Annotated in this window: 22 protein-coding genes; 11 read left to right on the top strand and 11 right to left on the bottom strand. The window is 71.3% G+C overall.

Annotated elements, in window-relative coordinates:
* Nucleotides 1–17: 17 nt before the first annotated feature.
* Complete coding sequence (locus tag ACGFNP_RS58835) at nucleotides 18–887, bottom strand: TIGR03619 family F420-dependent LLM class oxidoreductase (RefSeq protein ID WP_358338817.1); 870 nt, start codon at nucleotides 885–887, stop codon at nucleotides 18–20.
* Between the two features lie 110 nt (nucleotides 888–997).
* Between ACGFNP_RS58835 and ACGFNP_RS58830 the strand changes: the two genes are divergently transcribed.
* Nucleotides 998–2,191 carry an RNA-guided endonuclease InsQ/TnpB family protein gene (locus tag ACGFNP_RS58830; protein WP_393333580.1) on the top strand — a complete coding sequence of 398 codons (1,194 nt, stop codon included), beginning with the start codon at nucleotides 998–1,000 and terminating at the stop codon, nucleotides 2,189–2,191.
* Between the two features lie 39 nt (nucleotides 2,192–2,230).
* On the opposite strand, the gene ACGFNP_RS58825 is transcribed toward ACGFNP_RS58830, so the two are convergent.
* Nucleotides 2,231–3,478, bottom strand: coding sequence for an LLM class flavin-dependent oxidoreductase (locus ACGFNP_RS58825; RefSeq protein ID WP_358338811.1), 1,248 nt, complete (start codon nucleotides 3,476–3,478; stop codon nucleotides 2,231–2,233).
* Nucleotides 3,479–3,573: 95 nt separating this feature from the next.
* Here ACGFNP_RS58825 and ACGFNP_RS58820 point away from each other — a divergent pair, with 95 nt between their 5' ends.
* From ACGFNP_RS58820 to ACGFNP_RS58810, 3 genes are all read left to right on the top strand, one after another.
* Nucleotides 3,574–4,383 carry a TIGR03619 family F420-dependent LLM class oxidoreductase gene (locus ACGFNP_RS58820; protein ID WP_393333576.1) on the top strand — a complete coding sequence of 270 codons (810 nt, stop codon included), beginning with the start codon at nucleotides 3,574–3,576 and terminating at the stop codon, nucleotides 4,381–4,383.
* A gap of 42 nt (nucleotides 4,384–4,425) precedes the next feature.
* Complete coding sequence (locus tag ACGFNP_RS58815) at nucleotides 4,426–4,851, top strand: hypothetical protein (RefSeq protein ID WP_393333574.1); 426 nt, start codon at nucleotides 4,426–4,428, stop codon at nucleotides 4,849–4,851.
* A gap of 110 nt (nucleotides 4,852–4,961) precedes the next feature.
* The gene (locus ACGFNP_RS58810; protein WP_393333572.1) at nucleotides 4,962–7,118 is read left to right on the top strand and encodes a PASTA domain-containing protein; all 2,157 of its coding nucleotides are present in this window, start codon (nucleotides 4,962–4,964) and stop codon (nucleotides 7,116–7,118) included.
* Nucleotides 7,119–7,159: 41 nt separating this feature from the next.
* Here ACGFNP_RS58810 and ACGFNP_RS58805 read toward each other — a convergent pair whose 3' ends face one another.
* Nucleotides 7,160–8,386, bottom strand: coding sequence for a Gfo/Idh/MocA family oxidoreductase (locus tag ACGFNP_RS58805; protein ID WP_358338798.1), 1,227 nt, complete (start codon nucleotides 8,384–8,386; stop codon nucleotides 7,160–7,162).
* A 100-nt stretch (nucleotides 8,387–8,486) separates the two neighbouring features.
* Between ACGFNP_RS58805 and ACGFNP_RS58800 the strand changes: the two genes are divergently transcribed.
* Nucleotides 8,487–9,584: an ROK family transcriptional regulator gene (locus ACGFNP_RS58800; RefSeq protein WP_393333569.1), complete on the top strand. Its 1,098-nt coding sequence runs from the start codon at nucleotides 8,487–8,489 to the stop codon at nucleotides 9,582–9,584.
* A gap of 9 nt (nucleotides 9,585–9,593) precedes the next feature.
* Here the strand turns inward: ACGFNP_RS58800 and ACGFNP_RS58795 are convergent, their stop codons facing one another.
* Nucleotides 9,594–10,121: a TetR family transcriptional regulator gene (locus ACGFNP_RS58795; RefSeq protein ID WP_358338792.1), complete on the bottom strand. Its 528-nt coding sequence runs from the start codon at nucleotides 10,119–10,121 to the stop codon at nucleotides 9,594–9,596.
* Nucleotides 10,122–10,217: 96 nt separating this feature from the next.
* On the opposite strand from ACGFNP_RS58795, the gene ACGFNP_RS58790 reads away from it, so the two are divergent.
* Nucleotides 10,218–12,428: an MMPL family transporter gene (locus tag ACGFNP_RS58790; RefSeq protein ID WP_358338789.1), complete on the top strand. Its 2,211-nt coding sequence runs from the start codon at nucleotides 10,218–10,220 to the stop codon at nucleotides 12,426–12,428.
* Here the strand turns inward: ACGFNP_RS58790 and ACGFNP_RS58785 are convergent.
* Genes ACGFNP_RS58785 through ACGFNP_RS58775 form a run of 3 tightly spaced genes read right to left on the bottom strand, consistent with a single transcriptional unit; the run spans nucleotide 12,425 to nucleotide 14,433 of the window.
* Nucleotides 12,425–12,799, bottom strand: a complete 375-nt coding sequence (locus ACGFNP_RS58785) for a VOC family protein (RefSeq protein ID WP_358338786.1) — start codon at nucleotides 12,797–12,799, stop codon at nucleotides 12,425–12,427. The two genes, ACGFNP_RS58790 and ACGFNP_RS58785, sit on opposite strands and share 4 nt — an antisense overlap.
* Nucleotides 12,796–13,308, bottom strand: coding sequence for a cupin domain-containing protein (locus ACGFNP_RS58780; RefSeq protein ID WP_358338784.1), 513 nt, complete (start codon nucleotides 13,306–13,308; stop codon nucleotides 12,796–12,798). Before ACGFNP_RS58780 ends, ACGFNP_RS58785 begins: the two co-directional genes overlap by 4 nt.
* A 36-nt stretch (nucleotides 13,309–13,344) precedes the next feature.
* The gene (locus tag ACGFNP_RS58775; RefSeq protein WP_358338781.1) at nucleotides 13,345–14,433 is read right to left on the bottom strand and encodes an alcohol dehydrogenase catalytic domain-containing protein; all 1,089 of its coding nucleotides are present in this window, start codon (nucleotides 14,431–14,433) and stop codon (nucleotides 13,345–13,347) included.
* Nucleotides 14,434–14,579: 146 nt separating this feature from the next.
* Between ACGFNP_RS58775 and ACGFNP_RS58770 the strand changes: the two genes are divergently transcribed.
* From ACGFNP_RS58770 to ACGFNP_RS58760, 3 genes are read left to right on the top strand one after another with little or no spacing between them, the layout of a single operon-like run.
* The gene (locus ACGFNP_RS58770) at nucleotides 14,580–15,839 is read left to right on the top strand and encodes an ABC transporter substrate-binding protein (RefSeq protein ID WP_393333563.1); all 1,260 of its coding nucleotides are present in this window, start codon (nucleotides 14,580–14,582) and stop codon (nucleotides 15,837–15,839) included.
* Nucleotides 15,836–18,559: an ATP-binding cassette domain-containing protein gene (locus ACGFNP_RS58765; RefSeq protein ID WP_393333560.1), complete on the top strand. Its 2,724-nt coding sequence runs from the start codon at nucleotides 15,836–15,838 to the stop codon at nucleotides 18,557–18,559. The genes ACGFNP_RS58770 and ACGFNP_RS58765 overlap by 4 nt, the downstream gene beginning before the upstream one ends.
* A 57-nt stretch (nucleotides 18,560–18,616) precedes the next feature.
* On the top strand, nucleotides 18,617–19,399 hold the full coding sequence (locus tag ACGFNP_RS58760; RefSeq protein ID WP_393333557.1) for an ABC transporter ATP-binding protein: 783 nt from the start codon (nucleotides 18,617–18,619) through the stop codon (nucleotides 19,397–19,399).
* A gap of 123 nt (nucleotides 19,400–19,522) precedes the next feature.
* Here the strand turns inward: ACGFNP_RS58760 and ACGFNP_RS58755 are convergent, their stop codons facing one another.
* Nucleotides 19,523–19,969, bottom strand: coding sequence for a DUF6223 family protein (locus ACGFNP_RS58755; protein WP_393333554.1), 447 nt, complete (start codon nucleotides 19,967–19,969; stop codon nucleotides 19,523–19,525).
* A 217-nt stretch (nucleotides 19,970–20,186) separates the two neighbouring features.
* Between ACGFNP_RS58755 and ACGFNP_RS58750 the strand changes: the two genes are divergently transcribed.
* Both ACGFNP_RS58750 and ACGFNP_RS58745 read left to right on the top strand, forming a co-directional pair.
* Nucleotides 20,187–21,314 (top strand): sensor histidine kinase, encoded by a 1,128-nt coding sequence (locus ACGFNP_RS58750; protein ID WP_393333551.1) that lies wholly within the window; start codon nucleotides 20,187–20,189, stop codon nucleotides 21,312–21,314.
* Nucleotides 21,311–21,973, top strand: coding sequence for a response regulator (locus ACGFNP_RS58745; RefSeq protein ID WP_393333548.1), 663 nt, complete (start codon nucleotides 21,311–21,313; stop codon nucleotides 21,971–21,973). The genes ACGFNP_RS58750 and ACGFNP_RS58745 overlap by 4 nt, the downstream gene beginning before the upstream one ends.
* A gap of 234 nt (nucleotides 21,974–22,207) precedes the next feature.
* Here the strand turns inward: ACGFNP_RS58745 and ACGFNP_RS58740 are convergent, their stop codons facing one another.
* From ACGFNP_RS58740 to ACGFNP_RS58730, 3 genes are all read right to left on the bottom strand, one after another.
* Nucleotides 22,208–22,633: a cytidine deaminase gene (locus ACGFNP_RS58740; RefSeq protein WP_358338761.1), complete on the bottom strand. Its 426-nt coding sequence runs from the start codon at nucleotides 22,631–22,633 to the stop codon at nucleotides 22,208–22,210.
* Nucleotides 22,634–22,693: 60 nt separating this feature from the next.
* Nucleotides 22,694–23,425, bottom strand: a complete 732-nt coding sequence (locus tag ACGFNP_RS58735) for an alpha/beta fold hydrolase (RefSeq protein ID WP_358338758.1) — start codon at nucleotides 23,423–23,425, stop codon at nucleotides 22,694–22,696.
* Nucleotides 23,426–23,543: 118 nt separating this feature from the next.
* Complete coding sequence (locus tag ACGFNP_RS58730) at nucleotides 23,544–24,410, bottom strand: LysR family transcriptional regulator (RefSeq protein ID WP_393333544.1); 867 nt, start codon at nucleotides 24,408–24,410, stop codon at nucleotides 23,544–23,546.
* Nucleotides 24,411–24,422: the final 12 nt, after the last annotated feature.

Here is a 24,422-nt window from a genome sequence, read left to right as displayed (position 1 = left end):
TCGTCGCGGAGCCGGGGTCACATCTTCGCGATGACCTCCTGCGCGAACCGTTCCATGGTGGCGACCTTGAGTTCCAGGCTGCCTTCGCCGTACCGCGCCTTCTCCTCGGCGGTGGCGAGCCACCACGGGGCGGCCATCGTCCCGGTGACGCCCTTGGCGGCGAAGTGCCGGAACGTGTCGGCGTCCGGCAGCACGGCCAGCGGCGCGATGATCTCGAACGGCCCGGTCCTGCCGTACTCGTCCAGCAGCTGCCGTAACGAGTCGAGGACGGTGTCGAGCTGCTCCTCGGTGTAGATGCGATTGCCGATCCAGCCGTCACCCAGCCGGGCCGCCCGGCGCAGCGCCGCCTCGCTGTCGCCGCCCACCAGGACCGGGATCGGCTCGGCGGGCGTGGGCGAGATGGACAGCTCGGGCAGCCCGTCGATGGTGACGTTCCGGCCGCTCCAGAGGTCCCGTAGCGCCGGGATCATCTCGTTGAGCCGCCGCCCGCGGGTGTGGAAGTCCTGGCCGGTGGCGGCGAACTCCTCCGCGCACCACCCGACGCCCACCCCGAACGTGACGCGGTCCCGCGACAGCACCGCCGCCGTGGACACCTGCTTGGCCACGGTGAACAGATCGCGGGCCGGAGCGATGTAGACGTTCGGCGCGAAGCGCAGCGTGTTGGTCACCGCGGACATCGCGCCGATCGTCACCCACACGTCCGGCCAGTGCGTCTCGGCGGTCCAGCGTGGCTTGCCCGACTTCGAGTAGGGGTACGGCGTCGCGAAGTCGGCGTAGAAGAGGTGGTCCGACAACGTGAGCGTGTCGAACCCGCACTTCTCAGCCGCCCTGGCCAGATCGACGAACTGATCGGTGTCCGCGAACGAGGCGCCAAGCCAGAATTTCACCGAATACCTGCAGTGCGGAGGCCCGGCCCTTCGGGGCAGGGAGGAAGCGTGGGGTGGGCGGGCACGTCGGTCTCCTTGTTTTGTCGGTGGTGGTTGTTAGATTCCTGTGCGTGTCCCGTTACCGGCTGCAACCAACGCCTGCCCAAGAGGCGGCGCTGGCCGTGCATTGCGGACACGCTCGGTTTGTGTGGAACCTGGCTGTGGAACAGCACGCCCACTGGAAGCCGGGGCGGAAGAGCGCGCCAGGGCTTCTTGAGCAGTGCCGCCAGTTGACCGAGGCCCGAGCCGAATGCGCGTGGTTGCGGGCGGGGTCGATCATCGTGCAGCAACAGGCGCTGAGAGACTTCGCGCAGGCTATGGCCAACTTCTTCGGTAAGACGCATCGCCGGCCGACCTGGCGCAGGCGTGGCCGCAGCGAAGGGTTTCGGATCGTCGGGGTCAAGCCGGGTGATGTGCGGCGGTTGTCCCGTAAAGTCGGCGAGGTCAAGGTCCCCAAGGTGGGGTGGGTGCGGTTGCGCTGGTCGCGTGCCGTCCCGGTTGGAGTGAAGTCGTACCGGGTCACCTGTGATCGTGCGGGGCGCTGGCATGTGGCGTTCGCCGCGGTGCCGGAGCCGATCGGCGCGCCGGGCACGGATGCGGTGGTCGGCGTGGATCGCGGGGTGACCGTCTCGGCTGCCCTGTCCACCGGCGAGTTGCTGATCGCACCCACCCTCAAGGACAGCGAGAAAGCCCGTCTGCTGCGCCTGCAACGCAGGCTGGCGCGGGCGCGGCGCGGCTCGAAGCGGCGCAGCAGGGTGAAGTCCGCGATCGCCAAGTTGACGGCGCGGGGGATCGATCGGCGCAAGGACTGGGTGGAAAAGGTCTCGACCACATTGGCTCGCCGCTTCGACGTGATCGCTGTGGAGGATCTCAACATCCGGGGGATGACCCGCTCGGCCAAGGGCACCCCCCAAACCCCGGGCAGGAATGTGCGTCAGAAGGCGGCCCTCAATCGTGGCATCCTGGCGGCCGGGTGGGGTCGGCTGGTAGAGCGACTGGAGCATAAGGCGCCCGGTCGTGTCGTGAAGATCAACCCCGCGTATACGAGTCAGCGTTGCTCGGCGTGTGGGATCGCAGATCGGCGGGCGCGTGAGAGCCAAGCCGCCTACCGCTGCCGATCCTGCGGATATGCCGGTAACGCCGATGTGAACGCGGCCCGCAACATCGCACACGCGGCAGGGCATGCCGTGTCCGCACGGGGAGGCCCGCCGCTGGGCGAGCCGGCGAACCGTGAACCTCAACGAGACCTCCTCCCCGTGGGGTAGTCGCAGTTGGAATCCCCTGCCTTTCGGCGAGGGAGGATGTCAATGGAACTCCGGGATGACCTTGGTGGCGAACAGTTCCAGGTTCCGCTTGACCGTGTCCAGGGGGAGCACGCCCTGCTGTCCCTGCATGTAGAGGCCGAACCACTCCAGGTCGGGCATCCGGTCGAGCATCCGCTGGATGCCGCGCTTGACGTCGTCGGGGGTGCCGAACAGCGCCATCTCCACGTCGTTCATCCGCTTGGCGTCGCCCTTCTCGGGGGAGATGGGCTTGTGTTTCTCGTCTTCCTTCTTCCGCAGCACTTCCAGATAGCCGAACGGGCCGAAGAAGGCGGCGAAGTCCTTGGGGATGCTCCGGCCGAAGGTGTTGATCGCCTCCTCGGTCGTCTCCGCGATGCCGACGATCTTGAGGATGCCGGTGTGCTCGCCCAGTTTGTAGTCGCGGCCCTGCCTGGCGGACTCCTCCTGGTAGAGCTTGGCCTTGGCGGCGTGGTCGTCGGGGTTCGGGGTGAACATCCACGGCAGGATGTTCTCCTGCGCGGCCCTGATGACCGAGCGGTCGGAGATCGTGAACGGCTGCCACAGCTCCGGATGCGGGTTCTGGTACGGCCTCGGGCAGACCGAGACGGCCTGCACCTTGTCGTCGTCTGAGATCTCACCGGGGGCGCCGAACGTCTTCGTCCACTCCAGGGCCGGCCAGCCCTCGATGCCGTCGAACGGGTAGGGGATCTCGTAGTCCAGTACGTCGGACTTGTAGCGGATCGTCTCCTGGGTCCAGGCCATCTTCATGATCTTCAGGACCTCGCCGAAGACGTCGAAGTTCCGCGTGTCGGAGGCCGAGCCGTCGGAACGGGCGGCCGCCGCGTGCCAGCGCTGGCCCAGCACGTTCATCCACCGGTTCTGGTAGCCCCTGGCCACGCCCAGCCGGAGCCGCCCCTTGCAGAACTGGTCGAGGAGCGCCACGTCCTCCGCCGCCCGGATGGGGTCCCAGGCGGGCAGCACCATGCCGAGCGGCGCGAGCAGGATGCGTTCGGTCCTGGCCGCGAGGTCGGTGAGGAACATCAGCGGGTTGACCGAGAACTCCATGCCTTCCGAGTGGAAGTGGTGCTCGGTCATCATCAGCGCGTCGAAGCCGATCTGGTCGGCGTGGACGGCGATCTCCCGTACCTCGTGCAGCAGCTTCTGGTACGACTCCGTGTCACGCCCGATGGGCCGCTTGGCCTTGGCGTTCTCCTCGGCCGCGTATCCGGAGCCTGGAATCTGCGGATTCAGGAAGATGGAAAACTTCACCAGGAGACCTCTTTCCGCGGGGCGCTTCTCTGTCCGGCAAGCTACTCTAGAAATCTTAGCCGAGCAATCGCTTGGTTGACGTCAAGGAGAGTCGTATGCGGCTTGGTGTCACCATGTTCACCACGGATCTGGGCATGCCGGTCGTGGACCTGGCCAAGGCTGCCGAGGAGCGCGGATTCCACTCCCTCTACGTGCCGGAGCACACCCACATCCCGATCTCGCGGCGCACGCCGCACCCGATGGGGCTGGAGGAACTGCCCGAGGAGTACAAGCGGACGCTCGACCCGCTCGTCGCGCTCTCGTTCGCCGCCGCCGCCACCGAGCGGCTGGTCGTCGGCACCGGCATTCTGCTCGCCGCCCAGCGCGACCCCATCGTGACCGCCAAGGCGATCGCCACCCTCGACCACCTCTCCGGCGGGCGCGTGGTGGTCGGCGTCGGCTTCGGCTGGAACGTGGAGGAGATCGAGAACCACGGCGTGGAGTACGGCAGGCGGCGCGTGGTCGCGCGGGCCAACGTGCTGGCCATGCGGAAGCTGTGGCGGGACGAGGTGGCCGGTTTCGAGGGGTTCGAGCCGTCGTGGTCCTGGCCCAAGCCGATCTCCGCGCCGCCCGTCTACATCGGCGGCGCGGCGGGCCCGAAGCTGTTCGCGCATGTCGCCGAGTACGCCGACGGCTGGATCCCGATCGGCGGCAAGGGCGTCAAGGCCGCGCTGCCCGCCTTACGCGAGGCCTGCGAGAAGGCGGAGCGGCCGATGGCCAAGGTCATCCCGTTCGGGACGCTGCCGACGAGGGAGAAGCTCGACTACTACGCCGAGCTGGGCATCGAGGAGTCGGTGGCCAACCTGCCCAGCGGCTCGGCCGACGAGATCCTGCCGCTGCTCGACGAGTACGCCCGGCTGATCTGAGACTGCCGTAATCTCGGAGGCCTCCCAGGCAGGGTCGAGGCGATGCGGCGAGCGCGGGTGTGGCAGGTGGTCGTGGCCGGTGCCGGGCTGGTCATGGGGGTGGCCGGGTTCGTGCTCTGGCTGCGGGGGGCGCAGAGCCCCGGGCTGGCGGGAGAGTGGACGGGGTCGGCCGGCACGGCGTCGGTCCGCGCCGGGATGGCCGGGACGGGGCCGGTCTTCCCGGTGGCGATGGAGTTGGCCGACGATGGCTCGGCCCTGCGGTGGGGTGCGGGGCTGCGGTGTTCGGGGCGGCTCAGCCCGACCAGGAGCCGGCTCGTGTTCACCCTCGACCGGGTCAAGGGCGAGGGGTGCGTACCGGGGATGCTGCGGGTGTTCCCGACGCCGGAGCTCGACCAAGTGGCTATCAAGATGACACGTCAGGGTGACACGGACATCACCTATTCAGGCACGCTCTCGCGACATTCTTGACGGGATGTGTCACGGTCAGGCGGCATTGCGGCGGCCACCGTTGACTCTCCCGCGTCCGTTGCCTTCAGTGGACTTGGAAACGGTGGGTGGCGGCGAGGGGAGGCAGCCCCGTGCCAACGGCACAGCCACTCAGAACGGGGGATCCGCGGCGGCTCGGCGCCTACGAGCTGTCCGGGCGTCTGGGTGAGGGCGGCCAGGGCGTGGTGTACCTCGGGACGAGGGTCGAGGACGTCTACGCGGTCAAGCTGCTGCACGGACCCGTGGGGGACGAGAAACTGGCGTTCCTGCGGGAGGTGGAGCTGGCCAAGCATGTGGCGCGGTTCTGCACGGCCCAGGTGGTGGACGCCGGGTTCGACGAGGGCCGGCCGTACATCGTGAGCGAGTACGTCGACGGGCCGTCGCTGCAGCGCGAGGTGGCGATCACCGGGCCGCGCCGGGGCGCGGCGCTCGAACGGCTCGCCGTGAGCACGATCACCGCGCTGGCGGCGATCCACCGCGCGGGCATCGTGCACCGCGACTTCAAGCCACAGAACGTGCTGCTCGGCCCGGACGGGCCACGCGTGATCGACTTCGGGCTGGCCAGGGCGTTGGACGCGGCGGCAACGGTGAGCGGGCGAGGAGTCGGCACGCCCGCGTACATGGCGCCGGAGCAGATCACCGCGTCGGCTCTCACGGGGGCGGCGGACGTCTTCTCGTGGGGCGCCACGATGTGCTTCGCGGCCAACGCGTCGGCGCCGTTCGGGCAGGACTCGGTGGCGCCGGTGCTGCACCGCATCCTGACCGCGCCGCCGGAGCTGGGGCGGCTGGACGGGCGGTTGCGGGAGCTGGTGATCGCGTGCCTGGACAAGGACGCCAGGAACCGGCCCGCCAGCCGGGAACTGCTGCTCGCGTTGCTCGGCGACAACGACTTCGTGCCACCGGAGGTGCTGCGCTCGCCGCCGCCGCACATCCTGCGGGCGATGCCGGCTCCGTCGGTGGCGCACGGGGCGGCGAACCGCCCGGCGTACCCGATGGCCGAGCCCGAGGCGACGGGGGCGCCGGCCGGTTACCGCCTGCGCGGCGGCTCGCCGGACGATGGCACCTCCTGGCCGCCGATCGTCCCGCGGCAGGATTCCGGGGAGCCAGGCGTGCCTCGGCAGGATTCCGGAGAGCCGGGCGTGCCTCGGCAGGATTCCAAGGAGTCGGGAGTCCTGCGGCAGGGTTCTGGGGGGCCGGGCGTGCGGCGGCAGGGCTTTGGGGAGCCGGGCGTGTGGCGGGACGGTGCCGAGGACGTCGGCTCGCCCTACGATGGCGTCGGCTCCTCTGACGGCGGTGCTCCGGGACTCTGGGATGAGCCGGGCAGGCGCACCCGTCAGGCCGTGGGCCGGGCGGCGCTCGCGGTCACCGCCGCGCTCCTGGTGAGCGGCGCCGTGCTGGTCGCTGTACTGCTGCCGACGGTCAAAGACGAGAGTCAGGTGCGTCCGCAGGCAGTCGAGCGGCCGTCCGTCGTGACGACCGGGCCGCCCTCGACCGCGACCGCGCCCGAACTCGGCCAACCGGCGACCAGGCGGGGAGAGCGGGCACTGGGCGGCCATCTGCCGGCCACGCAGTCGCCACCCGCCGGGCTCGCCGGGGTGCGGGTGCCGGCCCTGGCCGGGATGGAGCGGTCGACGGCGATCAAGGCGATCAAGCGGGCGGGGTTCGCGGTGGGGGCGGTCACCCAGGTCGACTCGCGGGAGAAGATCGGCCAGGTGGTGAGCAGCAGTCCCGCCGGTGGGGTCACGGTGGCGCGGGGGAGCACGGTCTCGCTTCAGGTGTCGGCGGGGCTGGCGGTTCCGGCGGTCGTCGGGCTGGGGAGTAAGCAGGCCGAGGCGGCGCTGGTCGGTGCCGGGCTGGTGGTCGGCGAGACCACGAGCACCTGTTCCGATCGGCCGGACGGACAGGTGCTGTCCAGCCGGCCGGGGGCGGGCACCCGGGTCTCCGGTGGTATGAAAGTGGCGCTGGTCCTCGCCCGTCACGGTGCTGCGGTGCCGGCCGTCGTCGGGGAGTCCAAGGCGGCGGCTGGGGGCGCGCTCCAGGCGGCCGGGTTCACCGTGAGCTTCAAGACGCAGGTGGTCACGGACGAGGAGCAGGTGGACGTGGTGCTGGCGCAGAGCGTGGCGGCCGGGGGCTGCGCCAAGCCGGGCACCACCGTGGTCGTGACCGTCGGCGTCGCGGGCCAGAGCGACCCCGATCCCACCGAGCCCACCCCGACGGTCACCTCGGAAACCCCTCAGCCCCCGGAGTGACGGCTGCAACGGACGCGCCCGTCGTCCGGACAGCCGTGTGGCTAGCTCTCTCTCGCGGGGGTGACGACCACGCCCTCCAGGCGGGATCTCTCGGCCGCCCAGGCGATGAGGTGGCTGTGCAGGCTCTCGCTCGGCGAGGAGAGGATCGGAGCGCGGTCGCGGGTGCGTACCGCGGTCAGGAAGGCGTCGACCAGCGCCTCGTCGCCGCCCCCGTGCCCGCCGCCGGCCGTCCCGTCGCCGGTCGGCCGGGTGTCGACGCTCTCCTGCCCGCCGGTGCGGAAGTCGGTGACGTCGAGCCGCTCGCCGTCGCCCTCGATCGAGCCGTGGGTGCCGAAGATCCGGGTCTGCCGGCGCAGGGAGGGGGTGAATGCGGTCATGGTGAAGGAGACGGTGACACCGCCCTCGAACTCCAGGTTCACCACCTGGTGGTCGACCACGTCGTTGTCGCAGGCGTACACGCACCTGCCGTACGGGCCGGTCCGGAGCGCTTCGAGGATGCCGTGCTCAGAGAGGTCGTCGGTGACCACGTTCAGCGGCCACACATCCCTGCCCGCCAGCGGCAGGTAGACGCGCTGGGCCGAGTAGGGACAGGTGTCCTCGACGGCGCAGTCGAGGCAGCGGTCGGCCGCGCCCTCGGGCCGGTGCTCCGGCCTGAAGTGCTTGAGGCCGCCGAACGACGACACCTTGGCGACCTGTCTGCCGGTGAGGTGCACGAGCCAGTCGAGGTCGTGGCAGGACTTGGCGAGCAGCATGAACGTCGACTCGTCGGACCTGCGCCAGTTGCCGCGCACGTAGGAGTGCGCCTGGTGCCACCAGCCGACCGGCTCCAGGTGCTGGATGCTGACGATCTCGCCGATCCGGCCGGAGTCGAGCAGCGCCTTCAGCGTGCGGGTGTACGGGGTGTAGCGCAGCACGTGGCAGACGGCGAAGATCGCATCGGAGCGCTCGGCGGCGGCCACGATGGTCCGGCAGTCGTCCTCGGAGACGGCCATCGGCTTCTCCAGCAGGATGTCGTAGCCCAGCTCGGCGAACCGCACCGCGGGCTCGACATGATCGGCGTCCTGCGTCGCGATGATCACGGCGTCCGCCTGCCGGGGGAGTGCCGCCAGCTCGCGCCAGTCCGCGTACTGGGCCGCGCCCGGGTGCCTGGCCCGGCGGCTCTCGACCGGATCGGCCACCGCCACCACCCGCGCCCCGCCGGACTCGACGGCATGGCGAGCGTAGGAGGTCCCCCGGGAACCCGCGCCGACGACGGCGAGCGTGATCATTCCGCCTCCACTTATGTAACTAGCTGACATATGTCGGGCCGATGCTAGGATCCGTGCAGTTAGTCGTCAATAGGGAAGTTATGCGAAAGGGTCGCGAAAGTTGACCGACCTCCGGCCGGGCGACGCTTCACTGCTGCGCAAGGTGAACACCCAGGCCACGCTCAGGGCCCTGCGGCGCGAGGGTGTGTCCACGCTGACCCGGCTCGGCCGGATCACCGGGCTGTCCAGGCAGACCGTCGAGACGGTGCTCGACGAGCTGAAGGACCGGGGCTGGGTCAGGGAGATCCCGCCTGACGAGGGTGTCATGGGACGGCCCGCCCGCCGGTTCGGGTTCCGGGCGGACGCCGGATACGTGGTGGGCGCCGAGGTGGGCGGCGAGAAGATCGTCGTGTCGGTGGCCGACCTCAACGGTGCGGTCGTCGCCTGCGAGCGGGCCGCCGTCTCCGAGGACGCCGCCGCGCCCGAGCGGCTGGAGGCCGCCCGCCGCGCCGCGCTGGCCTGCGTCGACGGCGCGGGCGTCTCGCGGGCACGGGTGCTGGCCGTGGCGGCGGGTACCCCGGGCATCGTCGATCGCTCGGGACGGGTGTCGCTGTCGCTCACGCTGCCGGGGTGGACGGGCGTGGACCTGGCGGGGCTGGCCGGGCGGTGGTTCGGCGGCCCGGCGCTGGCCGCCAACGACGCGAACCTGGCGGCGCTCGCCGAGCACTGGCGGGGCAGCGCCCAGCACGCCTCCGACGTCGTCTACATCCTGGTCGGCCACCGGCCGGGCGCCGGCATCCTCATCGGCGGGCGGCTGCACGCCGGGCGGTCGGGAGCCGCGGGCGAGATCGGCACGCTGCGCCAGGTCGGCTGGGAGGACGCCGCGCGGGAGCTGGTCAAGGAGGGCGGCGCGGCCGAGGTGTTCGCGGCGGCGCGGGCGGGTGACGCGCGGGCGTCGCGCCGGGTGGACCACTATGCCGAGAACCTGGCGATCGGCGCCTCGGCGCTGGTGCTGAGCCTCGACCCCGAGCTGCTGGTGATCGGCGGCGGCTACTCGCGGGCGGGCGACGTGCTGCTCGGTCCGCTCCGCCGCCACCTGGCCGAGCTCTGCGTGAGCGCGCCGGAGGTGGTCGGGTCCACGTTCGGAGAGGAGTCCGTCGCCTTGGGCGGGGTACGGCTGGCGCTCGACCACGTCGAACGCGAGGTGCTCGGGCTCTAGATGGCCCCTCTAGATGGTCAGCGCGGTGCGGACCAGGAGTTCGCGTACCGTCTCCTCCGGCAGGTCCATCGTCTGCACGACGCCCCACTGCAGGGCGCCGAGCACGGCCCAGCCGCGGATCCGGGCCGCGGCGTCGGGGTCCGGTCCGGCGAGCCTGGCGAAGATCTCGTCCCTGAACGGCCTGATGGCCTCGCCCGGCGAGCCCGGCAGCGCGTCGTCGGCGCCGACGATCTCCTCCATCAGCAGGCGGATGACCATGCGGTGGCGTACCACGAAGGTGGCCAGCGCCTCGACGAAGGCCTGCCGGTCGCCCGCGAAGTCGGTGTCCAGCAGGGCGCACATGTCGTCGCCGGCGGGCGCGGTGAGTTCGGCGGCGAGCCGGTCCTTGGGGTGGAAGTGGTAGGCCACGGCCGTCTTGGTCAGGCCCACGGCGGCGGCGATGTCGGCCAGCGAGGTGGCCGCGTATCCGTGGACCGCGAACAGCTCCCTGGCGGCGGCCAGGATCCGGGAGCGGGTGTCGTCGGCTGTGTTCATCATCTCATTTCCCAGTGATCTACAGCCTTCGGATATTTCCTGTCTTAACGTATCTCTGTACGACCGTACAGGACGGCCGTCGAGTTGGGGGAGCTGGCGATGACGCGCTTTCTGGGACGACTGGGCGGCTGGTGCGCGCGGCATGGGCTGATCGTGCTGGTGTTATGGGTGATCGCGGCGGCCGGACTGATGGGCGGCAGCCTGGCGCTCGGCAGTCCGGTGAGCAACGACGCGACCATCCCCGGCACCGACGCGCAGCGGGCGCACGACCTGATGCTCACGGGCTTCGGCCCCGGGTTCGCCGCGGGCGGGTCCGTGCAGCTGGTCGTCTACTCGGACAAGGGCCTGCTCATCGACAAGGCCAAGAAGGCGGCCGTGGAGCAGGCCGTGGACCGCATCCGCACGGTGCCGCACGTGGTGGCGGTCGATTCGCCGTACCGGCGGGGCGGCATCGCCGCGAACCTGAGCATCGGGCTCATCGGCATCCGCCTGCAGGGGAACGACACCACCAAGATCGCCGAGACCACGCAGGCGCTGTCCAAGGCCGCGGACCCGGCACGGGCCGCGGGGCTGGAGGTCGTGGCCGCGGACGGCTCGACCCCGGCCGACAAGGAGATCAAGACCGGGCCCAGCGAGATCATCGGTGTGGTGTGCGCGCTGCTGGTGCTGGTGTTCGCGTTCGGGACGCTGACGGCGGCGCTGGTGCCGATCTTCACCGCGCTGGTCAGCGTCGTCACTGGACTGGGCGTGATCGGCCTGCTCGGGTACGTCGTGGATGTGCCGAAGCAGGCGGGCATCATGGCCACGATGATCGGGCTGGGCGTGGGCATCGACTACGCGCTGTTCCTGCTGTCGCGGCATCGCCGGCTGCTGGAGTCCGGCGTGCCCGTCGAGGAGTCGGTCCGGCGTACCGTGGCGAGCTCGGGCGGCGCGGTCGTGTTCGCCGGCGGCACGGTGATCATCGCGCTGAGCGCGCTGATGTTCGGCGGCTTCCCGCTGCTGAGCACGCTCGGGTGGATCACCGGCGTCTCCGTCGTCTCCGCCGTGCTCACCTCCGTCACCTTGGTGCCCGCCCTGCTGGGCCTGCTCGGGCATCGCATCAACGCGCTGCGCATCCCGTTCCTCGGCAGGAAGCGCGCCGAGGGGGCTGGATGGGGCGCTTTGGGGGTGTGGGTGGCGCGGCGGCCGTGGCGGGTGCTGCTGTCGAGCGTGCTCGTGCTCGGTGCCCTCGCCGCGCCCGCCCTCGCGCTGCGGCTCGGGCCCCTCGACGCGGGGTACGAGGCGCGGGAGTCGGACTCGCGGCGCGCGTACGAGCTCATGACCACCGGGTTCGGACCCGGCAGCAACGGCCCGCTGATCGTCATCGCCACGCTCCCCGGCAAGGTGGCGAAGGCCACCGACCCCATCGTGGACCGGCTCTCGCGGGAGATCGACGCGGTGGCCGGGACCGCGCACGTGGCCCCGGCGAAGCTGAACACCTCTGGCCGATCGGTGATGATCCAGGTCATCCCCGACTACGCGCCGAGTGACAGCCGAACCGTCGGGGTGGTGCGGGACGTCCGGGCCATCTCCGTGCCCGGCGTCGAGCTGAACGTGGGCGGCAAGGTGGCCGCCATGGTGGACGCGGGCGACCGTATGGCCGAGCGGACCCCGCTGGTCATCGGCGTGGTCGTGCTGCTCAGCGCGCTGTTGCTGCTGCTGGCCTTCCGCGCGCCGGTGCTCGCGATCAAGGCGGCGCTGATGAACCTCGTCTCCCTGGGCGCCGCCTTCGGCGCGCTGGCGCTGGTCTTCTCCATCGGCCTGGGCAGCGGGCTGGTCGGCATGGACGCTCCGTCGAGCGCCTCGTACCTCCAGACGATCTTCTTCAGCGTGCCGATCGAGAGCTTTGTGCCGCTGATGCTGTTCGCGGTGCTGTTCGGCCTGTCGATGGACTACGAGGTCTTCCTGCTGACCTCCGTACGGCAGGCCTACCTCAAGCACGGCGACAACGGCCGCGCGGTCGCCGAGGGGCTCGGCGCGACGGGCCGGGTGATCACCTCGGCGGCGCTCATCATGGTGGCGGTGTTCGTCGCCTTCATCGCCTATCCGGATCCGATGGTCAAGACGTTCGGTGTGGGGCTCGCCGTGGCCGTCGCCGTGGACGCCACGGTCATCCGCGGCTTCCTCGTCCCGGCCACCATGGTGCTGCTCGGCCGCCTGAACTGGTGGTGCCCCCGCTGGCTGGACCGCCTGCTGCCCAACCTGTCGGTCGAGGGGCACGAGGAGGAGCCCGCCGCGCCTCCGGCCAGGGACCTGGTCACCACCGCCTAGCGGATCCACAGGCAGAAGGGATGCCCGTCCGGGTCGAGGTAGACCCGGACGTCATCCTGCGGCTGGTGGTCGGCGAGTGTCGCGCCCGCCGCCACCGCGTGGGCGCCCGCGATGTCGAGGTCGTCCACCTCGAGGTCGAGGTGCATCATCATCCGCTGCTCGCCGGGGCCGGCCGGCCAGACGGGCGGGACGTGGTCCGGGTCGGTGTTGAACGACAGCCCGGCGCCCCCGCCGTGCGGGGGACGGAGCGTCACCCAGCCGGGCTCGTCGTCGTCGATCTGCCAGCCGAGGAGCCGCTGGTAGAAGATCGCCAGCGCCCTGGCGTCCGTGGATTCGAGCACGGTGGCGGAGAGCGCGAAATGTGGCGTCATGGGACCATGTACTGGTCGTGGCGCAGGTACAGGTCCGTCCACTCCTCGTCGGTGAGCTTGCGGCCGGTGCTCACGATCTCGGCGAGCTCCTCGAAGTACGCCTCGCGCGGCGCGCCCGGGGTGAACAGGATGAGCATCGAGACGGGCGCGCCGGACTCGTTGCGGAACCCGTGCACGCCGCCCTCCGGCACGTGCAGGAAGTCGCCGGGGTTGCCGTCCGCCCACTGCTTGCCGTTGTAGAGCTGGACGGTGCCGGACAGGACGTAGAAGGACTCGGTGATCGTCCGGTGGAAGTGCGCTCCGGCGCCGCCGGGGCGGGTGCCCATCTCCCAGCGGTACAGGCCGAACGCGCCGTTGGTCGTGGCGCCGGTGCTCAGGTAGTGGACGTCGGTGCCGCGGGGCTCGGCGCCGGGCGCGTACATCCGGAGGTCGGGAGAGGTGTCGGCCGCCCGCAGGATGCCGCTGGCCTCGCCGGCGTCGCCGAAGTAGCGGGCGTCGGGGTAGGACATTTCATGACTCCTCGCTGTTCCTTGTGGAATGCGAGATTAGAAGATGACCACCGTTCTTGCCACCGCGCCCTGCCGCACCTGCTCGACGGCCTCGTTGATCTGCTCCAACGCCACCCGTTCGGTGATCAGGCCGTTGAGGTCGAGCCGGCCGCGCAGGAACTGGCCGGCCAGCATCGGCAGGTCCCGGTGCGGGGCGGCGTCGCCGCCCTGGGTGCCCATGAGGCGGCGTGAGGAGAACAGCAGGGCCGGGTCGAGCTCGACGGGATGACCCGCGGGCGGGCTGCCGACCATGACCGTGGTGCCGCCCGGCGCGGTCGCCGCGAACGCGCTCGCCAGCACGCCGGGGACGCCCGTGGCGTCGAAGGCGTAGTCCACGCCGCCCCTGACCAGCTCGCCGACCTGGGCGGGGAGGTCGGCGGGGACCAGGGTGTGGGTGGCGCCGAACCGTTCGGCCAGCTTGAGCTTCTGGTCGGCCACGTCGGCGGCGACGATCGTGGTCGCGCCCGCCAGCACCGCGCCCTGGATGACGTTGAGGCCGACGCCGCCGCAGCCCACCACGAGGACGCTGGAGCCGGGCGTGACCTGGGCGACGTTCAGGACGGCGCCGACGCCGGTGATGACGCCGCAGGCCAGCAGGCACATCGCGGCGAAGGGCGCGTCCTCGGAGATCTTCACGCAGGTGGCCTCGCGGACCACGGCGTACTCGGCGAACGCGCCGATGCCGATGAAGCGCCGGGTCTCCTGGCCGTCGAGGGTGATCCGGGGCTCGCCGCCCATGATCGCGGTCATCCTGGCCGGGCCGGAGCACAGGTGGAAGCGGCCGGCCCCGCAGTTGCGGCACTTGCCGCAGGGTCCGCTCATGGAGACGATCACATGGTCGCCCGGCTTGACGGCGGTCACCCCGGCGCCGACGCTCTCGACGATGCCGGCGCTCTCGTGGCCGAGGATGAACGGCAGCTTGTGCACGACCGGGCTCTTGCCGTCGATGGCCTTGAGGTCGGAGCCGCAGACGCCGGACGCCTTGATCTGTACTCGCACCTCTCCGGGGCCGGGATCGGCGATCTCCACTTCGCGGATCTCCATGGGCTGGTGGAAGCCGGTCAGTACGGCCGCGCGCATGAGCATGCGCTTCACGCTAGCCGGACGGGTGAATGTGAGCAAGCGATTGCTCGGCCCCGTTGACACCCCTGGCGGGCAAATTTACGCTGACCAAAAACCAAGCGAGCGCTAGGCCAAAGAGCCGTGCGCCTTGCCGTACAAAGGTGAGAACGATGGTGCGACGACATCAGCGGCGGAGTGCGGCGATCCTGGCGGCGGCGGCAGTGCTGTTCGTGGGGCTGTCAGCAGGGTGCGCGGCCCAGCAGAAAAGCGCGGGCGGTGGTACGGCGGGTGTGACCGACACGACCGTGAAGGTCGGCGGGGTGCTGACGAAGACCAGCGCCAGCGGCTACTCCACCAAGGATGCCGAGATCGGGGCGAAGGCCAGGTTCGAGCGGGCCAACGCCGAAGGCGGCGTCAACGGGCGGAAGATCGAGTTCGTCGGCGCGGAGGACGACAATCAGGACGCGGCCAAGGGCGACGCCGCGGCCAAGAAGCTCGTGCAGAAGGACCAGGTGTTCGCGCTGGTGCCGGTGCACGCGCCCAACTTCGGCGGCGCCGCCTTCCTGGAGCAGCAGGGCGTGCCGTGGTTCGGCTGGGCGACCGGGCCGCAGTGGTGCGGCACGAAGACCGGGTTCGGCTACAGCGGCTGCCTGGCGCCCAAGAAGGGCGCGGGCTCGCAGACCTGGTGGGGCAGCCAGATGGCCGACCTGCTCGGCGGCGCGAGCGGCAAGACCGTGTACGTGCAGACCACCGACTCCAGCGGCAGCAAGTATGGAGGCACCACGATCTCGCAGTCGTTCCAGGCGGCGGGGTTCAAGCTGGTCGGGCTCAACTCCGGCCTGCCCGCCGCGGCGCCGCCGCCCGACTGGCTGCCGTACGTCAACAAGATCATGACGTCCAACGGCGGCAAGGCGCCCGACGTCCTGGTGTCGATCATCGCCGGCACCAAGTTCAACGTGGGTCTCTACTCGGCGCTGAAACGGGCCGGGTACAAGGGCGTGCTGACCGACGCCACCAGCTATGACCCGGCCATACTCAAGGACCCGGCGATCGCGCAGGCGCTGGAGGGCGTGGTGGCCGCGCCGATGTTCGAGCCGTTCGAGTCGGCCGCGCCGGAGATCGCCGCGTTCAAGGCCGACGTCGAGAAGGTGTCGCCCGGCGCCACGCTGACCCAGCACATGGCCATCGGCTACTGGGCGGCCGACATCTTCCTCGACATGCTGAAGAAGACCGGCAAGGACCTGACCAGGGAGAAGTTCCTGGCCACCGGCAACGGCTCGTACACCTACGAGAACGCCGGCTTCGGCAGGGTCCAGTACCCCAAGGACCACAGCGAGCCCAACGGCTGTGGCGCCCTGGTCAGGCTTGAGGGCGGTGCCTTCAAGGTGGCCAAGAGCATGAAGTGCTTCGACAACGTGCCGCTCAAATGATCCTTGGCTACCTGCTCAGCGGCCTGGTCACCGGGGCGATCTTCGCCGTCATGGGGTCGGGCCTGACCCTGTCGTACGCGGCGACCGGGGTGTTCAACTTCGCCCACGGAGCCATCGGGTTCCTGACCGCGCTGCTGTTCTACCAGCTCAACCTGGCCGCGGGGGTGCCCGCCTGGCTGGCGGCGCTGCTGGCCGCCGGGGTGTTCGCGCCCGCGCTGGGCTATCTGCTGCACCTGCTCATGTTCAGGGGGCTCGCCCAGGCGGGGGAGACCGCGCAGATCGTCGGCACGATCGGCCTGACGATCGCGCTGCCCGCGCTCGGTCTGCTCGTCGTGGACCTGCTCGGGCTGCCGAGGGCCGACGGCACCACCCTGCCGCGCGGTCTCGGGCCGCACCCCGTGCTCGGGTTCGAGGTGCTCGGCGCGCGGCTGGACTCCGACCAGCTCATCACGTTCTGCTTCTCGGCGGTGGTCGCCGCCGGGCTGTGGGCGTTCATGAGGCACACGCCGTACGGGCTGCGCATGCGGGCCTCCGTCGACCGGCGGCGGCTGGCCACCCTGCGCGGCATCGACGTGGACGCCACCTCGGCCCTGGCCTGGATGCTCGGGTCGGGGCTGGCGGGGCTCGCCGGGGTGCTGGCCGTACCGGTGCTGGGGCTCGACGCCACCGCCTACACCGTGCTGCTGTTCGCCTCGGCGACGGCCGCGGTGTTCGGGCGGCTGCGGTCGATCCCCTGGACGTTCGCCGCCGGTCTGGCACTCGGCGTGGTGCAGAACCTGGTCGCCGGCTACACCGACTTCCTCGAGGAGATCACCGGGCTGCGGACGGCGGTCCCGGTCATCCTGCTGTTCGCCGGGCTGGTGCTGCTGAACAGGTCGCGGGAGCGGGTGGCCGGAAGCGCGGCCGAGGACGCGCCGCCGCCCGACCACCTGGCCGGGGTGCCCGCTTGGCGACGGCGGCTGCCGTGGGTGCTCGGACTGGTGGCGCTGCTCGTCTTCACCGTCGCCGGTCCCGAGTACTACATCGACCGCGCCGCCCAGGGGCTCGTGCTGGCGCTGATCTTCTGCTCGTTCGTGGTGGTGACCGGGATCGGCGGCATGGTGAACCTGGCGCAGGCCGCCTTCGCCTCGATGGCGGCGCTGACCTGCGGGTGGGCGTTCTCGGCCGGGTGGCCGCTGATCGTGGCGATCGTGGTGGGGGTGCTGGCGGCCGGCGCGGTGGGCATGCTGGTGGCGCTGCCCGCCCTGCGGCTCGGCGGGCGGGTGCTCACGCTCGCCACGCTGGCGCTGGCCCTGCTGGCGGACCAGGTGCTGTTCCAGGTGGACGCGTTCAGCAACGGGACGATCGGCTGGCCGCTGCCCGCGCTCGGCTTCGGGTTCGCCGACACCTCGGATCCGCGGGTGCGGGTGGTGCTGCTGCTCGTGCTGATCGGGCTGGTCGGGCTGCTGGTGCGCAACCTCGAAAGGTCGGCGTCCGGGCGGGCGATCCTGGCGGTCCGGTCGGCTCCGGCCGCGGCCACCACCTCGGGGCTGTCCGGGCCGCGGTCCAAGATCGTGCTGTTCGCGCTGGCCTCGGCCATCGCGGGGCTGGGCGGGGTGCTGTTCGCCGTGTCCAAGGGGTCGATCACCGCGACCGATCTGCCGGCGTTCTCCGGGTTCGTCTGGCTGGCCGTGGTGGTGCTGCAGGGGGTGCGGCGGATCGGCGGGGCCGTGCTGGGTGGGCTCGTGGCTGTGGCGGTGCCGGAGCTGCTGGAGACGTGGGGGGTGTCGGCGCAGGTGGGGGCGATTCTGTTCGGGGCCGGGGGGATGATCCTGGCCAAGCATCCGGACGGGGTGCTGGCCCAGCTCGCCGAATCCCGCCACCGGCGACGCCAGGCCCGGGCCGCCGACGCGGCTCCGGTGGAGGTCGCGCCCGCTCCGGTCCCTCCCGCGCCCGCCTCCTCTGGCGTGCCCGCCTTGTCAGACGTGCCCGCTTCCCCAAGCGCGTTCGGCGCGCCACTCCTGGACCTGGGGCGCTCGCGTGTGGCTAGCCCGGTCGCGGAGCCGTTGTTCCGGCTGGACGGGGTCGTGGCGGGGTACGCCGACTGCACGGTCCTGCGGGGTGTGGATCTCGAGGTGCGGCCCGGCGAGGTGGTGGCGCTGCTGGGCGCCAACGGGGCGGGCAAGTCCACCACCTGCGCCGTCGCGGCCGGCGACGTGCCGTTGGCCGCCGGACGGGTGCTGCTCGACGGCGTCGACGTCACCGCCTGGCCCGCTCACCGCCGGGCCCGGGCGGGAGTGTTGCTGGCTCCCGAGGGGCGAGGCGTGTTCCCCGGTCTCACTGTGGAGGAGAACCTGCGTACCTGGCTGGCCGAGCCCGACACCGTCTACGAGCGGATGCCCCAGCTGGCCGCCCGCCGTACCGTGCTCGCCGGCGCGCTGTCCGGCGGCGAGCAGCAACTGCTCACGCTCGCCCCCGCCCTGGCCCGGCCGCCCAAGGTGCTGATCGCCGACGAGCCGTCGCTGGGCCTGGCACCGCTCGTCGTGCGGCAGGTGTTCGAGGTGTTCGCCGAGCTGCGCGAGCGCGGGGTGGCGCTGCTGCTCGTGGAGGAGAAGGCCACCGAGGCGCTGGCGATCGCGGACCGGGTGGCGTTCATGCGCCTCGGCCGCGTCGTGTGGGCCGGCCCGCGCGCCGAGGTGGACGGCGACCGCCTGACTGCCGCCTACCTGGGGGTGACGTGATGGCTGACGCTCACCTGGAGGTGACGTGATGTCTGACGCTTACCTGGAGATGACGTGATGGCCGACGTACAGGCTGTCGATCGTACGGACGTGGTGCTGGCCGTGCAGGGGGTGTCGGTGGCGTTCGGCGGGGTCACGGCGCTGGACGCGGTGTCGTTCGAGGTGCCCGAGGGCCAGGTCTGCGGGGTGATCGGGCCGAACGGGGCGGGCAAGACGACGCTGTTCGACGTGGTGTCCGGGCTGCGCAGGCCGAGCGGTGGCCGGGTGCGCGTGGCGGGCGAGGACGTGACCGGGGTGTCGCCGGTCAGGCGGGCCCGCGCGGGCCTTCGCCGTACGTTCCAGCGCACGCAGGTCTTCGGGCGGCTCACCGTGGCCGACAACGTACTGGCGGCGCTCGACTGGCACGGCGGCGGGGGCGGCCTGATGGCCGACCTGGCCGGCCTGCCCGCGCGGCGGCGGCTGGAGCGCGAGCGGCGGGCGCGCGTGGCCGAGGTGCTGGAGCTGTGCGGGCTGGCCGACCTGCGCGACGCCTACGCCGCCGCGCTGCCCGTCGGCCAGCGCAGGCTGGTCGAGCTGGCCCGCGCCATCGCCGACCGGCCGCGCCTGCTGCTGCTCGACGAGCCCACCTCGGGCCTGGACGCGGACCAGACGGTACGGCTGCGCGCGGTCGTCCACACCCTGGACACCACGGTGCTGCTGGTCGAGCACGACATGGGCTTCGTCATGGACACCTGCGACCGGCTCGTCGTCCTGGACCTCGGCCGGGTCATCGCCACCGGCACCCCGGCGGAGATCCGCGACGATCCGGTGGTGCGAGCCGCTTACCTGGGGCCACCTTGACCCGTGCCGGTGACGAGCGCGAACGCCTGGGAGGGGTTTCACGGAATCGATCATCGCGCTGCCGAGGCAGTCGCTGCCTCCGACAGCGGATGGCAGCGTCTACGCAGTTCGTCTGTGCGGTGATCAGCCGGTCCGGGGGCGCGGTGATGCGGTGGCGCGGCGGGAGCGGGCCAGAGTCAGCCCACCCAGAACTATGGCGATCAGCCCCACCACCAGGGCCACGAAGCCTCCGACTATCCCGTAGCCGGTGCCGGGACCACCCTCGGCGGCGGCCACGACCAGTCCGCCGATGACCATACCGGCCAGCCCCGCCACCAGGGCCACGACGGCTCCCCTTCTCCCAGAGCCGGTGCCGAGACGACCGGCGGCGCGGGCCAGAGCCAGCCCGCCGATGACCACGCCGGCCAGCCCGAGCAGCGCGGCCACCAGGGACCACAGACGCCCGGTGGTCAGGCTGTAGGCACTGACAGGATCCGGCTGGGTCAAGACGTGCGCGGCCGCCGGTGTGGCAAGCCCGGCGATCGCGAGCGGGACGCTTACCGCGGCGGTAAGCAGGTGACGCACGGACATGTGGTGCTCCTTCCTTCCTACGACTGGATGTCGTCTGAGCATGTCCGCTGGACCCACCGCGGGTCGTCCCGCGTACGAGGGCAATGTGTGATGCCGCCGATACGGCAGCCTGCTGCCGTATCGGCGGCAGGAGCGGCGGAGATACCGCGGGTGCGGTAGTCGGCCGATCGTCCCCTCGCAGGAGTCGCTCGCGCGGGCGTCCGGCTAGGGTGCGCGCATGGGTTCAGGACGATCCGGTGTTCGGGCTGCTGTCATCGACTGGGCGGTCGCCGGTTGTGTGGCTGCGGCGTTGCTGGTCACCGGGTTGTCCGGGCAGCATTCCGGCACGAGCCCCGCCCTGCTCGGCTATGCGCTGCTGGCGGTCGGCGGCCTGGCGCTGGCCGCGCGCCGCCGGGCTCCGGTCGTGGTCCTGGTCGTCACCGGGTTGTGCGCGGTGGGGTACCAGGCGGCCGGTTTCGACGTGCCTGCGGTCGCGTACCTGTTCGCGGTGTACGCCGCCGTACGGGCGGGACACCGCGCCATCACGGTGGCGGCGAGCGTGGCCATGCTGGCCGCTCTCCCGCTCGCGGCCCTGGCCTCGGGCCTGCACGACACGGGGGAGGCGTTCGCACAGGCCCGAGGTGCCCTTGAACTGGCCTGGCTGATCGCGGCCGGTGCCGCGGGTGAGGCGCTGCGGCAGGCCGAGCGGCGGGCGGACGAAGCCGAGCGCAGCCGGGAGGAGACCGCGCGGCGGCGCGCGGATGAGGAGCGCCTGCGCATCGCGCGGGAACTGCACGATTCGCTCACCCACCAGATCTCGATCATCAAAGTGCAGGCCGAAGTCGCCGTCCACGTGGCCCGCAGGCGCGGCGAACAGGTGCCGGAGGCACTGCTGGCGATCCAGGAGGCCGGACGGGAGGCGACCCGGGAACTGCGGGCGACCTTGGAGGCGCTGCGCGATGACGACACGAGCCCGCCGCGCGGGCTCGACCATGTCGCGGAGCTGGTGGAACGCGCTCGGACGAACGGCCTGAACGCGACGCTGACCATCGAAGGGCAACAGCATGACGTGCCGGCCGCGGTGAGCCGGACCGTCTACCGGATCGTCCAGGAGTCACTCACCAACATCACCCGGCATGCCGCCGCCGCGACCGCGTCGGTCCGGATCGACTGCCGACCGGACGCCCTCGCGATACGCATCGATGACGACGGCAAGGCCACACCGGACGCCGCGCCGGTGCCCGGTGTCGGGCTGCTCGGAATGCGCGAACGAGTCACCGCCCTCGGCGGGCGCCTACGCGCGCAGCCGCGCCGCGAGGGAGGCTTCACCGTCGAGGCCGAACTCCCCGTGGACCGGACGTCATGATCCGGGTCCTGCTGGTCGATGATCAGCCGCTCCTGCGCAGCGGATTTCGCGCGCTCCTCGACCTCGAGGACGACATCGAGGTGGTCGCCGAGGCCGGCGACGGGATGGAGGGCCTGACGCTGGTCAAGAAACATCGGCCCGACGTCGCTCTCATCGACATCCAGATGCCGGTCCTCGACGGCATCGAGGCAACCCGGCGCATCGCCGCGGACCCGGCCCTGGCCGGGGTGCACGTCGTCATCCTGACCAACTACGGCTTCGACGAATACGTCTTCAACGCGCTGCGCGCCGGCGCGGCCGGATTCCTCGTCAAGGACATCGTGCCCGAAGACTTCCTCCATGCCGTACGCGTCGCGGCACGTGGCGACGCGCTGCTCGCCCCGTCCATCACCCGCAAGCTCATCAACACCTACGTCACCCAGCGGCCCCGCACCGGCACCGGGCCGGGACTGAAAGAACTCACCACTCGTGAACGCGAAGCCGTTGTCCTGGTCGCGCGGGGCCTGTCCAACGACGAGATCGCCGACCATATGGTGATCAGCCCACTGACCGCGAAAACCCACATCAACCGGGCCATGGCCAAGCTCCGCGCTCGCGATCGCGCTCAGCTCGTCGTCCTCGCCTACGAATCCGGCCTGGTAGCGCCGCACGACTCCTGACCTGGTCGCGGCGATCCGCAGGTCATGCCCTTTGACGGCACCGTCGCCAAGATCAAGGCCAAGCTGGCGGCGTACTACCCCTGATGTCGTTCAGGCGACCGCCGCCACGAGACCGGAGCGGCGGTCGCCGGGGCGTGTGCATGCCGGCCGCCATTGGCGTAGCACCCTCCGGCGGCGCGGTAAGCCATGCGAACGCGGACGGCCGAACGTTCGTGGTGGCGTATGCCTGCGGCGTCAGCTCGTGCCTTCCTCGGCATCGAGCTGGTGGTCCGCCCAGACGTAGCTTTCGGGAAGCAGGTCGGTGATGGAGACGGTGCGGAGTCTGTCACCTGTGCCGACGATGACCTTGATGGCTGGGAAGTAGTCGAGAAGGACCTGGCGGCAGCGGCCGCATGGGGGCACGACGCCTCGGTCGCGGTCGCCCACGGCGACGATGGTGCCCAGGTCGTAGGCGCCCTGTGCGGCGGCCGTGCCGATGAGGACCAGCTCAGCGCAGGGGCCGCCGGTGAAGTGGTAGGCGTTCACCGCCGTGATGATCCGGCCGTCCTGGTTGCGGGCCGCGGCCGCCACGGTGTGGTTGTCGCCCCGGCAGCGTGTGGCCGCGACATGCGTCGCGGCCTGGATCAGTTCATGGTCGACGTGGTTGATCTGTGTGGTCATCTTCTCTGCCTTCGTGTGGTGTCCCACGCCAGTGCACCGTTGCCTCCATATCCCAATGATCTATGGCGATGAGTGCCGTTCGGTGAAGGACATGATGCGTCGCCAGGCGTCCTCGCACGCCGCCGCCCACTCGGTGGACGTCCGGTCGAAGAAGGAGTGCGGGGCGCCCTCATAGATGTGCGTCTCGTGCTCGGTGCCCGCCCTGTCGAGCGCGGCCGTGTACGCGGCGAACTGCTCCGGTGTCGAGGCCGTGTCGGCACCGGCGCGCAGCAACAGGAGCGGGGCGCCGGGGACGGCCGGCGGCTCGCCGGCCGCGCGGAGGGCGCCGTAGAAGCCGATTCCGCCCGCCAGGCCGTTGCCCTCGGCCGCCAGCCGCCAGGAGTGGGCGCCGCCGAGGCAGAAACCCACCGTGAACACCGGGCCCGTCTGGGCCAGGTTGGTGACGGCCTCGCCGACGTCGGTGCGTACCTGGTCGGCGGTCAACTGCGACACGTGCGGCATGTAGTCGAAGTCGTCGTCCCTGTCGTCCGTGCCCGCCGTACGGCCGAAGTAGTCGATGGCGACGGCCCGGAACCCCGCCTCGGCGAACCGGACCGCCAGCTCGCGGTAGAACGGGTGCAGCCCGCGCACGTCCGGCAGGATGACCACGCCGCGCCCGTTCGGCACCGCGGGCTCGGCACGGTAGGCGAGGAAGGTGTTGCCGTCGGCGGCGGTCAGGTTGAGCGGCTCCTGGGAGGCGGCACGGCCCTTGATCGGCGGGGCGGGCGGCCTGCTGTCAGTGGAGTGGCACATGATCAGAGCATATTGACGGGACGTGCCGCGGAACCGGACCACGGGCTGCGCGTTTCTCAGAAGCCGCGCTGGAGCCGCCGTGGCTGCTCGGCTCATGGACGGCGAGCTAGTCGGCAAGCTAGTACGGCGGCGCGGCCCTGAGCGCCGTCAGCAGGTGCGCGTGCACCCTGGCGACGGGGGCCCTGGCCAGCCCGCCCGAGCGGACCGCGAGGTAGCCGGTGTTGATCGGCGCCAGCTCCGGCTCCGCGAGCGTGACCAGCCGGCCCGCCGCCAGATCGGTCCCGCACAGGTACGCGGGCAGGACGGAGACGCCCATCCCGGCCCGCACCGCGCTCAGCACGCCGCGCAGGTCGGGGATCACCACCCGCGCGGCCATCGCCGGCCGCCGCCCGAAGACCGTCCGCCAGTAGCGGCGCACGATGGGCAGTTCCTCGGCATAGGAGATCAGCGGCATCTCCGCGAGATCCGCCCGCGCGGCCAGCTCGGGACTGGCCACCAGCAGGAACTCCTCGTCGTACGCGGGCTCCGCCTGGACGCCCCGTACGCGCGGCCGGATCGTGGAAACCACCAGGTCGAGCCGCCCGGCCGCCAGGTCGGCGAGCAGGCCGTCGGACAGCCCGAACGTCGTGCGCAGCCGCAGCCCGTCGCGCACCAGCGGCGCGAGCAGCGGGATCACCTGCTCGCAGACGAACTCGGCCGGGCCGCCCAGATGGACCGCCTGCTCCGACGGCAGCTCCGCGTCCACCACCGCGTCCAGGGCGTCGAGCGAGCCGGCCACCCGGCGGGCCAGCTCGTCCGCGGCGGCCGTGGGGGCGACGCCGCGCGGCAGCCGGTCGAACAGCGGCCGGTCCAGCGCCGCCTCCAGCGTCTTGACCTGCGCGGTCACCGCGGGCTGCGACAGGCCGAGCGTTTGCGCGGCGGCCGTGATGGAGCCCGTCCGGTAGACCTCGAGGAACGTCCTGAGCAGGTCCAGCGAGAGCGACATATCAGTATTCTG

The sequence above is a fragment of the Nonomuraea sp. NPDC049269 genome (assembly GCF_043197155.1).
In the GTDB taxonomy this organism is placed as follows: Bacteria; Actinomycetota; Actinomycetes; order Streptosporangiales; family Streptosporangiaceae; genus Nonomuraea.
This window is presented reverse-complemented; position numbering and strand designations above follow the sequence as displayed.